Below are 13,627 nucleotides of genomic sequence, written 5' to 3'. Positions count from 1 at the left end.
TGTGGCCGTAGCCCTCGTCCTGATGGTGGAGTTCCTCTTCCCGTGGTTCTCCCAATTCACTTCTTTGACCGACTCAACGATTGGTTTAGTGCAGCAGCCATGAGCTCAACAAAAATCCTCGTCGTGGACAACTACGACAGCTTCGTTTACACGCTGGTGGGCTACCTGCAAGAACTCGGCGCCGAGACAACCGTGGTCCGAAATGACGACGTGACACTCGCAGAAGCCAAAGAGCTTGCCGCAGCCCGTGATGGAGTCCTCATCTCTCCAGGTCCAGGAACGCCGGCGGAAGCTGGTGTCTGTATCGAGCTCATCAAGTGGTGCGGCGAGGCCGCCAAGCCGATGTTCGGAGTGTGCCTCGGCCACCAGGCCCTTGCCGAAGCTTATGGCGGCGTTGTCACCCATGCGCCTGAGCTCATGCACGGCAAAACCTCGCCTGTGCAGCACGAAGGCAAGAGCGTCTTTGTCGGGCTTCCGTCGCCCGTTACGGCCACGCGGTACCACTCACTCGCTGCAGTTCGCGACTCGATCCCGGACGTCCTGGAGATCACAGCCGAGACCACGAACGGTGTGGTCATGGGCCTGCAGCACAAGACCGCTCCCCTCTGCGGTGTGCAGTTCCACCCGGAATCGGTCCTCACCGAAGGCGGCTACCAGATGCTGGGCAACTGGCTGGAGTCCCTGGGCATGACCGGTGCTGCCGAACGCGCTTCGAAGCTGAGCCCACTGATCCAGCACTGAAGTGTAGCGGCGGCTGAGGGATGAGACCCCGTTAGTCCTTCTTGGTGGGCGTCGGCTTGGGGCTCGAGGTGTCAGTCGGCGTGGGTGTGGGAGTCGGAGCCGGCGCCTTGGCTACCGTTACCGTCACCGTCTTGCCCTGATCCACTTCCGTATTGAAGGTTTCGCTTTGCGCCGTGACCTTGCCGGGCGTGACCTGGGAATTTTCCTGCTCAACCACGGCCATGACGAGGCCGTTCTCCTTCAGCAGCGCTTCGGCTTCCGGCTGGGTAAGACCGATAAGTTGGGGCATCAGGACTTTGCCGGAGGAGACCTGCAGCTCAACGTTGGATCCTGCGGCTATGGGCGCCCCGGGGGCAGGACCCGTGGTGATGACGAGTCCGATGGGAACCGTGGGGCTGTGCGTCCTCACGCTGGAGATGTTGCCCGTGATTCCCAGGCGCCGAAGGGTGTCGCGGGCGTCTGACTCGGTGCGGCCCACAATGTCTGCAGGGATGGTTACCGAACTGGGACCGCTGGAGATGTTAAGGATGACCTCGGCGTTCTGTTCAAGCATGGAGCCCGCAGTGGGTGCCGTGCCGATCGCCATGTCCTTGGCAACCTTGTCACTGGCCACACGTGCCGTTTTGGGAACCAGCTTTGCTGAGTAGAGCTCTTGCAGCGCCTGGGACTCCGACATGTTGGTCACCGAGGGAACCGCCACCTTGGCCGGCGCCGCGGGGGGCGCATTGACCAGGCTGTAGATCCAGAATCCGGCGCCTGCGAGAACAAGGATAGTGAAGATTGCCAGCGTCGCCGCCCAAGTGCGACGGCGGGACTTCTGGTGGGAGGTCCGCTCACGTTCGGGTGGGAGGTCCAAGGGAAGTGCTTCGTCCAGCGGTTCCTCAATGGGGTCCTGGGTCACGCCGTTGTAGTGCTCGACGTCAAGGAATCCAACGGCCGTGGCGCTCAAGAGCTGCGTTTCCGGGTCGTCGGATGAGATGAGGTCGTTGGGGTCGGTGGGTGCCTCGCTGGCGGGAAGGACGGGAACGGGGATGCCATTGCTCGCGGCCCTGAGTGCCCGCCGGAAGGCAGCCGCATCCTGGAATCGGTCCGATCGGTTCTTTTGGAGGGCCTTGGCAAGCACGGAATCCAAAGCCTCGGAAACCTCGGGGTTATGGGCGCTGGGAAGGTCTGGCGTCTCGCGCACGTGCTGGTAGGCCACCGAAACCGGGCTGTCGCCTACGAATGGTGGCCGGCCCGTAAGCAGCTCGTACAGAAGGCAGCCTGCAGAGTAGAGATCGCTGCGCGCATCCACTGTCTCTCCCCGTGCTTGTTCGGGGGAAAGGTATTGGGCCGTTCCCACCACAGCCTGCGTCTGCGTCATGGTGGCAGCGGAGTCAGCCATAGCCCGGGCGATGCCAAAGTCCATGACCTTGACGTCCCCGGTATCAGCACAGACCATGACGTTGGCGGGCTTAATATCGCGGTGCACGATGCCCGCCCGATGGCTGTACTCCAGCGCCGCGAGGACGCCAAGGGTGTAGCCGACGGAGTCTTCGACACCGAGTTCGTGCGCTTTAATCATGTCCCGCAGCGTCCGTCCTGCGACGAACTCCATCACGATGTACGGGACACGCACGTCCTCACCCGGTCCGCCCGGGACAGAGTACTCACCTGTATCGAAGATGGCCACGATGGAAGGGTGGTTCAGTGCTGCGACAGCCTGGGCCTCGCGTTTGAAACGGGCCTGGAACTGCGGATCGCGGGCCAGATCAGCACGCAGGACCTTGACTGCAATGGTGCGTCCCAGGAGCGTATCTGAACCACGGTAGACGTCTGCCATGCCGCCACGGCCGATCAGGTCACCGAGTTCGTAGCGACCATTGAGGATGCGCTGCGAAGAGACAGGTGTACTCTCCTCTCGGTGCGCTGGACCGGGCCGTGGCGTAGACATGGCGGCTACTTAGTTACTCGGGCTGCCGGAGCCGCTGGGGCTGGCGCTCGGGGATGTCGGATTGCTCGGTACAAGCGACTTGGACAGGTGGTACGTGACTACCGAACCGGCGGCAACCTTTGTTCCAGGGGCTGGCTCGGAACGTACGAACGTGCCTGGCTTCTGGCCGACGGCACCATTGACGGGATCGCCCGGGACCCACCGCAGGTTCGCTGCTTCGATCAGTCCCCGGACCTCGTCCTCGCTGAGCCCCACGCCGATGCTGGGCACGGAGACCATTTCCGGACCCTTGGAGTACTGGACAGTGATAACTTCCCCTGGATCAACAGGTCCCGTGGGGTTAAGGTCAGTTACCGTGCCCACCGCAGCAGTGTTGAATACTTCCTGCCCGTTTACCTGCAGGCCCAACCCAACGAGCTGGCTGCGGACAGTCTCAAACGGTTGTCCGAGATACTCCTCAGGGATCAGGTTGATCTTCTGGGGGGTGGACTGCGTCGGTGTCGGGGACGGGGCCTGGGACGTCTGCGTTGGGGTGGCCGATTGCGACGTTGGACTTGCGCTCCGGCTTGTGCTTGCAGATGGGGACTCGCTCGGACCCGGATTCGGTGAGAAGAAGCCAGACTGTGAAATCAGGAAACCAACCAGCGCGAAGAGCACCAGCAGGATCAGGGCAACGAGCGGCCAGGTCCAGGGGCTGCGCTTCTTACGCTCAGGCTCGACGTCGTCGTAGTTGTCGTCATCGCTGTAGATGACTTCTTCATCGTCGTTCAGCTGCCGCTCTGCCTCAAGTGCATTCGCGCGCGCCAAATGGTTGTCCGCGGAAGCGCCGGCAGCTCCAACAGCCGCACCGGCTGCGCCTCCAACAGCGGCGCTTGCACCGAGCACCGGAAGCGCGGAAGTCGACGTCGTGGAATGCTCCTTGCCAAAAGGCGAGGTAACGACGCCGGTTGGGGCCGTGGCAGTGTTGACCGGTGCCGTGATGGGTCCAGTAGCGGCTTCGAAGAGGAGCATTCCTGGCACCGCGGCGTGGGCAGTGGTGATATCGCCGTTGCGGATAGCCTCGGCGGCCTCCGCAAGCTTGATGGCGTTGGCCGGACGGTTCTTGGGATCCTTGGCGAGCATCGACATCAGGAGGGCACGCACCGGAGTAGGCAGCGTCTCCGGAAGCGGTGGCGGGGCATCGTTAACCTGCGCAAGGGCAATGGCGATCTGCGATTCACCGGAGAACGGACGATGGCCGGTGAGGCATTCGTAGCCGATGACGCCCAGCGAGTAGATGTCAGACGAGCCGGTGGCAGTTTGTCCTGTTGCCTGCTCTGGAGCAAGGTACTGGGCAGTGCCCATGACCTGGCCGGTCTGGGTCAGCGGCACCTGGTCAGCCAGGCGGGCGATACCGAAGTCGGTGACCTTGACGCGGTTGTCAGGCGTGATCAGGAGGTTGCCCGGCTTGATGTCGCGGTGGACCAGTCCCTGGGCATGTGCCACCGCCAGTGCGCGCGCCGTCTGGGAGATGATCGAAAGGGTCATGTCAGGCGACAGGACCTGCTCGCGCTCAAGGATGCCGCTCAAAGGGTGGCCGGGTACCAGTTCCATGACCAGATAGGCCGAGCCGGCTTCTTCGCCGTAATCGAAGACGTTGGCAATACCCACGTGGTTAAGGAGTGCTGTGTGGCGGGCTTCGGCGCGGAAACGCTGGAGGAAGCCGGGGTCCCCGGTGTATTCCTCCTTGAGCACCTTAATGGCAACGATCCTGCCCAGGATCTGGTCCTTGGCCTTCCAGACCTCGCCCATGCCGCCAATCGCAATGCGACTGGTCAGCTGGAACCTGCCGCCGAGTGTGATTCCCGAAGTAGGTCTCACTTATTCAACACCGCCTCAAAAATCTTCTTTGCGTTCGGACTGGTTAGCTTGGCGCCTGTGAGCACATCCACACCTTCCATGACGATGGTGACGGCCACTTGCGGATCGTTCGCCGGGGCGAACCCGGTGAACCAAGAGTTGTTCAAACCTGAATCGCCGAGCTCGGCAGTACCGGTCTTACCGGCTACCTGAACTCCCGGGACGGCAGCGCCGCTGGCGATGCCGTTGGAGACCGCGCTGCTCATCCACTGGGTGATCTGGTTCGCGATGGGTTGGGTGGTGCTTGTACGGAGGGCCTCGGGCTTGAACTCGCTGATTACCCGGAGATCGGGTGCACGGACTGTCTTGACCAGGTTGGGCTTCATTTGCACACCACCGTTGGCAATTGCCGCAGTCATCAGGTTGATCTGCAGCGGAGTTGCCTTGACGTCGCGCTGACCCACCGAGGACTGGGCAAGCTGCGCTTGGTCAAGATCCTTCGGGAAGACGCTGACGGCCTGCTGGAGCTTGAGCTGATCGCCGAAGGTGTCACCGAAACCGAACTTCTCTGCCTGGTCCCGAATGGCGTCCTGGCCAAGGTCCAGCGCGATGCTCGCAAAGGGAGTGTTGCATGACTGTTCCAGGGCGAAGGAGAACGTTGCCGTTTCACGGACGTTGCAGTTGCCTCCGGCGTAGTTGGGCAGGCTCGCACTGGATCCAGGCAATGGCAGGCTGCTGGGGTTCGGCAGTTCGCTGTCCTTGTTGTACTTGCCGGAATTCAGGGCGGCCGCAGTATCGACAAGCTTGAACACCGAGCCCGGGGACAACAGGTTACCCGTGGGCCCGCTGACATTCTGGTTCAAGTTGATGCCGGGAATCTTGTTCAGCTCGGCGTAATTGGCCGCTGCGGCAGCGGTGTCGTGGGTAGCGATCAGGTTGGGGTCGTAAGACGGCTTGGAAACCATGGCCAGGATGGCGCCGGTTTTCGGGTTGGTCACAACGATGGAGCCACGCTGACCCTCCGGGATGAGGTCGTAGGCAAGTTGCTGGATGGCGGGATCGAGCGTGAGTTCCACGGAGGCGCCCTTGGGCTCATTCCCAAGGAACATCTGGCTGACGCGATCCAGGAACAGCTGGTCAGAGTTTCCAGCCAACTGATCACTCAGGGACTGCTCGAGCCCCGTAGAACCAAATCCCCTGGAGAAGTATCCGGTGATGCCCGCATAAAGTTCAGGCTGCGTGTACTTGCGTTGGAACGCGCAGGACTCGTTTCCCGGAACGGACTCTGCAATCGGCTTACCTGCGACGATGATCGCCCCGCGGTCATTGCAGAACGTTGCAAGGATGGCCCGCTGGTTCCATGGATTGGCGTTGAGATCGTCAGCGCCAATGACCTGGACGTAGCTAATGGCGCCGAAAATCAACGCGAACATGGCGACGGCAGCCATCCACGAACTTCTAATTGCCTGGTTCACGGGTGCTTCACCGCTTCCGTGGGCGCGCCCGGTGTGGGTACGGCGGACGACTTGCGGGCGGCCGGGTTGGTGCTGCTTGCAGGAGGTTTGTTGACCATCGGAGTGGTATCTATGGGCCCGCGGGCGGTGTTGGAGATCATGAGCAGGAGGCCGACGATTATCCAGTTGGCCAGAAGGGAGGATCCACCGGCGGCCAGGAACGGCGTGGTGAGGCCCGTCAGCGGGATAAGCCTGGTGACGCCGCCAATGACCACGAAGCACTGGAGCGCGATAGCGAAGGAGAGCCCGCAGGCCAACAACTTGCCGAAAGCATCACGGGTGCCCAATGCGGCACGGAAACCGCGGGTAAAAAGCAACAGGTAGAGCATCACGACAGCGAACAGACCAATGAGGCCGAGTTCTTCGCCGATGAGTGCCACGATCATGTCGCTATTGGCGAAGGGCACCAGGTCCGGCCGGCCCTGACCAAGGCCCGTGCCCACCAGCCCGCCGTCAGCCATGCCGAACAAGCCTTGGACGATCTGCCCACTGCCACCGGGCGACCTGCCAAAGACTTCGGGTGTGAAGGCGTTGATCCAGCTGTCGATCCTGAAGGCAACGTGCGAGAAGATCTTGGAAGCGATGAAGCCGCCGCCAAGGATCAGGGCAAGGCCGATCACCACCCATGAGATGCGGCTTGTGGCGACGTAGATCATCACAATGAAGAGGCCGAAGAAGAGGACTGACGATCCGAGGTCGCGCTGGAATACGAGGACGCCGATGCTCACCAACCAGGCCGTGATCATGGGACCCAGGTCCTTGAACCGCGGGAACTGCATGGGGCCGATTTTCCGTCCGGCCAGCAGGATGAGGTCCCGGTTGGAGGAAAGATACCCCGCGAAGAATATTGCCAGCGTGATCTTGGCAATTTCACCGGGCTGGAACGTCATCGGGCCGATCCGGATCCACACGCTCGCGCCCAGTACCTCACCGGCTGAAATGCCCGGAACGAGCGGCAAAACCAGAAGGAAAGCACTCGCTGCCAGGGAAATGTAGGTAAACCGGCGCAAGATGCGGTGGTCCTTGAGGAACCAAATCACAGCGATGGATACTGCCATGGCAATAAGCGTCCAACGGAGCTGATTATTACCGGTATCGTCCCCAGGCCCGTCCATGCGGTGGATCAAAGCGAGGCCGAGCCCGTTCAAGGCAACAACGATCGGAAGTATTACTGGGTCGGCATACTTAGCGCGCAACCTCAGAACAACGTGGAAGGCAAAGGCAGCGACAGCAAGCAGGCTCGATTGGAACCAGAAGTCGCTGTCCAGTCCACTTTCGGAATTGATGCTCACCAAAGCGCTGGCGCCGATGCCAACGGCAAGCGCAAGCACGATGAGCGCCAGCTCAACGTTGCGGCGCGGCTTGGGCGTGGTCTCAGTCTGGATCATTTTGCCGCCTCACAGGGAGTCGGTACGGGCGAAGGCGTGGGGCTGGCAATGGCCGCTGTACTGGGAATTGGAACACTTGTTGTCGCTGACGGAGTGGGGGAAGGTGCGGTGCTGGGGCAGGTTCCAGAGGTACTGCCGTAGTTCTTCAAGTTCTCCACAATACGTTGGGCATCATCAAGGTCTCCGGCAGGAACAGTCTGCCGAACGCTCTGTTGACCATACTCGGGAAGAGACGCAACACGGAGGTCAGTGACAGTTTCAAGCCGGGACAACTGGATGGGTCCGAGCCGCTGCGAAATGCCGTTGAAGATTGCTACACGGGAGTCGTACTCGCCAACGTAATAGCGGGTCTGCGTCCAAGCGTAACCAAGCCACAGGCCCACCACGACGCCGAGCACAACAACAGCTGCGACGGCAGGCATGAGCCAGCGAATGCGGCGGCGTGCCGGTTCTTCGGTTTCCAGGCGGTCCTGTTCGGCCTTGTGCGTGAGCACAGTAGCCGCGCGTCGAGCAACGGTGCGGCCTGCCACAGTGGGGATGGATCCGGTCTCGGCCGCTGTAGCCGCAGCCCCCACAAGCTCGTGGGGACGGCTGGCGAGTTCCTCGCGGAGGACCTCAGCGGAAAGATGCTCACCCAGATGCGGGTCGGTAGTGGTGGGCGGCTCCTTGGAGGTCCCGGCTTCGTCACCGGACTCAGCCTTCTCCGCAGTTGGGTCGCCGGTGCTGAAGGAGGAACCGGCTTCAGCAACCTTGCCATCATCGGGCGCCGCTGCCTTAAGCTCGCCCGGACTTGCATCTGCGGGCTTGGTAGCGGAGGGACCTTCCGCCGGCTTATCTGTGGCAGAGGAGTCCGGCTCGTCGAGCGCGGCAAGCGCCGCGGGAGGAACGACGTCGACGGCGGCCGTGTTGACGTCGTCGTCGGTCTCCTCAGCAATCTCCAGCACGACCACGGTGACGTTGTCCGGGGCGCCGGCTTCCAACGTGAGATTGACAAGGATTTCCGCGCATTCACGCAGGTCCTTGGTTTCCCGGAATACCCGCTCCACCACGTGCCCTGCCACATAATTGAGGCCATCCGAGCACAGCAGCCATCGTTCGCCCGGTTCGACGTCGAGGGCATCCAAGTCCAGCTCAGGGCTGGCATCGACGTCACCCAGGACGCGCATCAGAACGTTTTTGTGGGGATGTGTTTCGGCTTCTTCGGGGCGGAGCCGGCCTTCGTCAATAAGGCGTTGAACGAACGTATGGTCAATGCTGACTTGTTCGAACTTCTTGTTCCGCAGGCGGTAGGCCCGGGAATCGCCGATGTGGGCGAAATGCAGTTTGCGGCCCTCAAGGAGCAGGGCAGTAACGGTGGTGCCCATTCCGGATAGCTTGGGATTCTGATGCACCAGCTCGGACAGCAGTGAATTGGCGGTCTGGATCTCATCGGCGAGGATCGTGTCGGCGCCGTCGGGGTAGTCATCATGATCGAGGTGGATCATGTCCAGCACCGTGGAGGCCGAGGCGACGTCTCCGCCTGCGTGACCGCCCATGCCATCGGCAACGACTGCGAGATGGCGGCCCACATATGCGGAGTCGTCATTCTTGGAGCGGATCCGTCCGACGTCGGATCGCGCGGCGTAGCGCATGATGAGCGGGCGCTCCGCAGGCGTTTCCTTGCCTTCCGGGGTCTCGGGAGAGGCCATGGACTACGGCCTCAATTCAATAACCGTCTTGCCGATTCTCACGGGAACGCCAAGCTCCACCGGCAGGGCACGGGTGAGCTGTTGATCGGCCAGGTAGGTGCCGTTGGTGGACCCAAGGTCCTCAATGAACCAGCGGCTGCCCTGCGGGAACAAGCGTGCATGCCGGCCGGAAGCGTAGTCGTCTTCCAGGACCAGCGTGGCTTCCTGGGCGCGGCCCAACAGGATAGGGCTTGCCGCCAAAGGAAGGGTGGTGCCTTTGAGAGGTCCCTCAGTCACCACCAGATTGCGCGCATGCTGGATGGCGGGCGTTGGGGAAGCGGCCAATTCGGGGTGCTTGCGGACTTCGCGCGCCGTAGGGGCTCCGGTCACGGCCTTGCGGCCGATCTGGAAGTCGCGGCGCATGGTGGACACGATGCTGAAGATCAAGACCCACAGCAACAGCAGGAAACCGAAGCGAAGTGCCGTGATGGTCAGTTCGCTGATGTCGTTCACGCGTGGCCACCCAGGGTTTGGGGGAGGAGGCGGAAAATGATCTTTGTACGTCCCATCGTGATGGTTGAGCCGTCAGTGAGCTCCACGCTACCGTCCACCTTGTGACCGTTGACGTAACTGCCATTGGTGGAACCGAGGTCAACGGCCCACGTGGTGCCGTTCTGGGTGCGGACCTCAAGGTGCTTCCTGGAGACGCCGGTGTCATCCACCAGGATGTCCGCTTCCGAAGAGCGGCCGAGCACCACCGACTGGGCATTGAGTGAATACCGCTGGCCGGCAATGTCCAGGACAGGCTGGAGTCGGGTTGGCTGCCGGGCTGGTGCAGCTGGAACATTTGGCCGAGGGGCCTGCGGCGCGGCAGCGGCGTCGTCGGAGGATTTCTCGGTCCGGGAAGTTATTTCGAAGTGTCCGGCGCGTTCCTCTTCATTTCGACGGAACGAAATCCGGACCGCACCCTGGAGTGTGTAGCCCTGGCTGCGAACGTGCTGGATGACCACATCGCACAGTTCCTCTGCCAGCGGAGTCCCCCACTCCTGGGCGCGTCCAAAATCTTCGTCGCTGAGGAGGACATCGAACACGTTGGGGGCGAGAGTGCGCCCGGCCGCGATGGTGATGGACTTGTTGTCCAGCTCGCGCCGTAGCTTGCTCGCGATTTCCACCGGCTCAACACGTGCCCGCGACCCCGTGGAGAAGACGTTGCGGACAGCCTTTTCAATGCCGCGCTCGACTTTGTCCAGCAAACCCATGGTCCTTCTCCCTTCCTCGTCGCGGCACCCACTGTGCCTGGTTCAATACTCGGTGCTTCGACCCGTCCATGCACACAGCAAAGTGAGCGCCGAACGGCCCTTCCACTTCCCGATACTACTGGGAGTGTCTGGGAATGGCCTTAATCCACAACGCCTTACGACGCGGAAAAGTTCGATTCCGGCCTGTTCTGGCGGGGCAGGGAGGGTGTGAAATTTCCGTGCCGTTAAGCAGAAGTTGTACGGCGTGGGAACCTTACCTCCGCGTTGTCCACACCCCCACAGGGGCTCGATTGGTGTTTTGTCTGGAATGTCCGTTATGCTTGATCTCGCTGCTTTTGAAGGAAACGAAGCTGGGAGACCGGTGGAAGTCCTGAAAAAGAAGTTGCGCGCGAGTGGCGGAACGGCAGACGCGCTGGCTTCAGGTGCCAGTATCCGAAAGGGTGTGGGGGTTCAAATCCCCCCTCGCGCACGCATAGAAAGAGCCCCGGTCTTAGGATCGGGGCTCTTTTGTTGTTTCCCCCAACTCAGTCGCATTAGTGCGCGTTTAGACGGCTCTAAACGCGCACTAATGCGACTTAGTTGGGCTGCGAAGCGGGAGGTCAGCCGCGCCGCGAACCCTTGAACCGGCGTCGCGAATTGCTCAGGTGTAGGCGCATGGCTGCCGAGGCAGCCGCTGGGTCGGCATCGGCGATGGCCGCGTATATAGAGGAGTGCTCGTGGACCACTTGCTCGAAGCGTTCCCGGGAGTCTTCCTCGTCGCTGGCCAGGAGGCGCGTGCGGGGCATGGTGATCATGGTTTGGCCCAACGCACTGATGCAGTCCGTATAAAAGGGATTGCCTGACGCCGCGGCAACGGCCCGGTGGAATTCGAAGTCAGCCTTCATGGAGTGGGCCGGGTGGCCGGAACTTGCCGTGAATTGCTCCAGGGCACCGTGGACTGCCTTCAATTGATGCTCAGTGTGATTCAAGGCCGCCAACGCTGCGGCTTCAGTCTCCACGCCGATCCTGAAGTCGAGCATCTGCAGCCGGTCTTCCATACTCACAACCGGCCTTGTGCCCGGCGCTTGAAGTGGGCCGTCCGATGGCGGGGTCAGCGCGAAGCTGCCCCGCCCACGTTCGGTTTCGACAAGTCCCTCTGCCTGCAGACGGGTCAGGGCGGAGCGGACCACTGTCCGGCTGACGCCGTATTCGCCGATGAGGGTATTTTCGCTGGGGAGCTTCTCACCTGGCTGGATGACGCCGTCGACGATGCGGCTGCGAAGGTCGGCGGCGAGATCCGCTGTCAGGTTTCGGCTCATGGGTTCAAGATTACGCGCCGAATTCCACGGATTCGGTGGTCCAGGCACGGGCCTGCCCGCTCAGCGTTACGCCGAGTCCGGGGCGGTCCGGAACGATCATCCGGCCGTTCTTGGTCTCAAGGCGTTCCTCGAACAATGGATCCAGCCAATCGAAGTGCTCCACCCACGGCTCGCGCGGATAGGCGGCAGCCAGGTGGAGGTGGATCTCCATGGCGAAGTGCGGAGCCAGGCCAAGGCCACGTTCGTCGGCGAGGGCTGCGAGGCGCAGGAACTGGGTGATGCCGCCAACGCGTGGTGCGTCGGGCTGGATGATGTCGCAACTGTTGGCGTTGATAAGGCCTTTGTGTTCCGCAACGGAGGCCAGCATCTCGCCTGTGGCGATGGGGGTATCCAAGACCTGGGCAAGGTGTGCGTGCCCTTCGAAGTCATACGCGTCCAGCGGCTCTTCGATCCAGATGAGGTTGAATTCCTCAAGCTGGCGACCCATGCGCAGGGCGGTTGCCCGGTCCCACTGTTGGTTTGCGTCCACCATGAGCGGTACGTCCCAGCCGATGTGTTCGCGGACGCCCGCCACGCGACGGATGTCCTCCTTGGAATCCGGGAGGCCCACTTTGATCTTGATGCCGCCAATGCCTTCTTCGATGGACTGCGTTGCGCGTGCCTTGACCTCTTCCAACGTGGCGTTGAGGAAGCCGCCGGAGGTGTTGTAGGTCTGCACCGAGTCGCGGTAGGAGCCCAGCAGTTTGGCCAGGGGGAGTCCGGCGCGCTTGGCTTTGAGATCGTAGAGCGCGATGTCTATTGCTGCCAGGGCCTGGGTTGCAACGCCCGAGCGGCCCACGGAAGCTCCGGCCCAGAGAAGCTTGGTATAGATCCTGCCGATGTCGTTGGGGTCCTCGCCGATGACGCCCTCCGCGACCTCCTTCGCGTGGGCGTACTGGGCCGGACCACCAGCACGTTTTGAATAGCTGAAGCCGATGCCGCTGTGGCCCTGCTCCGTGGTGATCTCTGCGAAGAGGAAGACGACTTCGGTCATCGGTTTCTGGCGGCCCGTAAAGACCTTGGCATCGCTGATGGGCACTACGAGGGGCAAGCGGGCCGTTGACAACTTGATGTGTCGAATGAGATCTACGGGGCTCATGGTTCTCCTAAGGGGTGGGCATCTTTGCCTGACACCTAGGATACAAGTTATTAACTTGTACTACAAGAACTCCTCAAACTCCCAGTCAGTCGCGTCAGTCGGAAACAGCTTGTCGCAGCGCCCCGAACCCGCCGATCAGAGCCTCCAGCCCCAGGCTAAAAGCAACGTCCGTTGGCCGCGGATGCTGCTCAAGGGCAAGTCGGTCCACGGCGGCGGTGAAGTTGGGTACCTGGTCCGCGAGCGAGCCGGCGTCGAAGATGTCTTCAGGCGCGGTGACGTCATAGGCGGCCCCAAAGACGAAGGCCTCCAAGGCAACAATCGCGGAAATGATCTTCTCCTCAGGGAAGCCGGCGTCGCGGAATCCAGCCGTCACGGCCTCGTACATCGCAAGGGTCTTCGGGGCGTTCGCAACCGGCAGCACCGCAATGACGGGGATCAGGGGCGTGTGCTCCGAGAACACATCCCGGTACGACCACGCCCAGCGGCGCACAGCCACATCCCACGGCTCCACACCAAAGGCAGAGACATCAACCATCGCGGCCAAGTGGTCCTCTACCAGCAAGAGGACGTCGTCCTTGGATGCTACGTGGTTGTAAAGGGCGGATGGCGCCACGCCCAGCGAACGTGCCAGCGCTGCCATGGTGAGTCCGTCGTAACCCTTGCTGCTGATTAACTCCAGGGCCGCCGTCGTGATGCCGTTCTGGTCCAGGATGCGTGCCATGGGCCGTCCGGCGCGGCGCCGCGCCTTGCTGGCAGGAGAAGGGGCAACGCCCGGCTCGGGTTCTGGAGCGGGTGTGGGTGCGGGCATCGGAAGCCTTTCTGCTGCCTGTATCTCCAGCATTATTCCATC

The 13,627-nt window shown here is 61.9% G+C and carries 11 protein-coding genes and 1 tRNA gene; 2 read left to right on the top strand and 10 right to left on the bottom strand.

All coding sequences use genetic code 11. From position 1 onward, the window contains the following. Positions 1-99 precede the first annotated feature (99 nt). Entirely contained in the window at positions 100-741 is a 642-nt protein-coding gene (locus tag ACFX4T_RS05490; protein WP_216924352.1) for an aminodeoxychorismate/anthranilate synthase component II, read from the top strand. Between the two features lie 31 nt (positions 742-772). Here the strand turns inward: ACFX4T_RS05490 and pknB are convergent, their stop codons facing one another. From pknB to ACFX4T_RS05455, 7 genes are read right to left on the bottom strand one after another with little or no spacing between them, the layout of a single operon-like run. Then, on the bottom strand, positions 773-2,674 hold the full coding sequence (gene pknB / locus ACFX4T_RS05485) for a Stk1 family PASTA domain-containing Ser/Thr kinase (RefSeq protein WP_377651060.1): 1,902 nt from the start codon (positions 2,672-2,674) through the stop codon (positions 773-775). 9 nt (positions 2,675-2,683) lie between these two features. Beyond that, the gene (locus ACFX4T_RS05480; protein ID WP_223947451.1) at positions 2,684-4,534 is read right to left on the bottom strand and encodes a protein kinase; all 1,851 of its coding nucleotides are present in this window, start codon (positions 4,532-4,534) and stop codon (positions 2,684-2,686) included. Further along, on the bottom strand, positions 4,531-5,988 hold the full coding sequence (locus ACFX4T_RS05475; protein ID WP_216924348.1) for a penicillin-binding transpeptidase domain-containing protein: 1,458 nt from the start codon (positions 5,986-5,988) through the stop codon (positions 4,531-4,533). The genes ACFX4T_RS05480 and ACFX4T_RS05475 overlap by 4 nt, the downstream gene beginning before the upstream one ends. Then, positions 5,985-7,415: an FtsW/RodA/SpoVE family cell cycle protein gene (locus ACFX4T_RS05470; protein ID WP_216924346.1), complete on the bottom strand. Its 1,431-nt coding sequence runs from the start codon at positions 7,413-7,415 to the stop codon at positions 5,985-5,987. Before ACFX4T_RS05470 ends, ACFX4T_RS05475 begins: the two co-directional genes overlap by 4 nt. Beyond that, on the bottom strand, positions 7,412-9,103 hold the full coding sequence (locus ACFX4T_RS05465) for a protein phosphatase 2C domain-containing protein (protein ID WP_377651059.1): 1,692 nt from the start codon (positions 9,101-9,103) through the stop codon (positions 7,412-7,414). The genes ACFX4T_RS05470 and ACFX4T_RS05465 overlap by 4 nt, the downstream gene beginning before the upstream one ends. A gap of 3 nt (positions 9,104-9,106) precedes the next feature. Further along, positions 9,107-9,586: an FHA domain-containing protein gene (locus ACFX4T_RS05460; protein ID WP_216924646.1), complete on the bottom strand. Its 480-nt coding sequence runs from the start codon at positions 9,584-9,586 to the stop codon at positions 9,107-9,109. A gap of 5 nt (positions 9,587-9,591) precedes the next feature. Further along, entirely contained in the window at positions 9,592-10,341 is a 750-nt protein-coding gene (locus ACFX4T_RS05455) for a DUF3662 and FHA domain-containing protein (protein ID WP_216924342.1), read from the bottom strand. 386 nt (positions 10,342-10,727) lie between these two features. On the opposite strand from ACFX4T_RS05455, the gene ACFX4T_RS05450 reads away from it, so the two are divergent. After that, positions 10,728-10,810, top strand: a tRNA-Leu gene (locus tag ACFX4T_RS05450). 130 nt (positions 10,811-10,940) lie between these two features. Here ACFX4T_RS05450 and ACFX4T_RS05445 read toward each other — a convergent pair. The 3 genes from ACFX4T_RS05445 to ACFX4T_RS05435 form a co-directional block, all read right to left on the bottom strand. Further along, entirely contained in the window at positions 10,941-11,639 is a 699-nt protein-coding gene (locus ACFX4T_RS05445) for a FadR/GntR family transcriptional regulator (RefSeq protein WP_223947454.1), read from the bottom strand. Positions 11,640-11,649: 10 nt separating this feature from the next. Beyond that, positions 11,650-12,777, bottom strand: a complete 1,128-nt coding sequence (locus ACFX4T_RS05440) for a mandelate racemase/muconate lactonizing enzyme family protein (protein WP_377651058.1) — start codon at positions 12,775-12,777, stop codon at positions 11,650-11,652. Positions 12,778-12,871: 94 nt separating this feature from the next. Continuing rightward, positions 12,872-13,618 (bottom strand): TetR/AcrR family transcriptional regulator, encoded by a 747-nt coding sequence (locus tag ACFX4T_RS05435; RefSeq protein WP_216924337.1) that lies wholly within the window; start codon positions 13,616-13,618, stop codon positions 12,872-12,874. Positions 13,619-13,627: the final 9 nt, after the last annotated feature.

This window comes from Paenarthrobacter sp. YIM B13468 (assembly GCF_042788025.1).
GTDB classification, from domain to species: Bacteria; Actinomycetota; Actinomycetes; order Actinomycetales; family Micrococcaceae; genus Arthrobacter; species Arthrobacter aromaticivorans.
This window is presented reverse-complemented; position numbering and strand designations above follow the sequence as displayed.

Coding starts and splice junctions, on each gene's coding strand:
- pknB (WP_377651060.1), bottom strand. CDS start 2,674: ATGTCTACGCCACGGCCCGGTCCAGCGCACCGAGAGGAGAGTACACCT.
- ACFX4T_RS05465 (WP_377651059.1), bottom strand. CDS start 9,103: ATGGCCTCTCCCGAGACCCCGGAAGGCAAGGAAACGCCTGCGGAGCGC.
- ACFX4T_RS05440 (WP_377651058.1), bottom strand. CDS start 12,777: ATGAGCCCCGTAGATCTCATTCGACACATCAAGTTGTCAACGGCCCGC.
- ACFX4T_RS05490 (WP_216924352.1), top strand. CDS start 100: ATGAGCTCAACAAAAATCCTCGTCGTGGACAACTACGACAGCTTCGTT.
- ACFX4T_RS05470 (WP_216924346.1), bottom strand. CDS start 7,415: ATGATCCAGACTGAGACCACGCCCAAGCCGCGCCGCAACGTTGAGCTG.
- ACFX4T_RS05435 (WP_216924337.1), bottom strand. CDS start 13,618: ATGCTGGAGATACAGGCAGCAGAAAGGCTTCCGATGCCCGCACCCACA.
- ACFX4T_RS05455 (WP_216924342.1), bottom strand. CDS start 10,341: ATGGGTTTGCTGGACAAAGTCGAGCGCGGCATTGAAAAGGCTGTCCGC.
- ACFX4T_RS05445 (WP_223947454.1), bottom strand. CDS start 11,639: ATGAGCCGAAACCTGACAGCGGATCTCGCCGCCGACCTTCGCAGCCGC.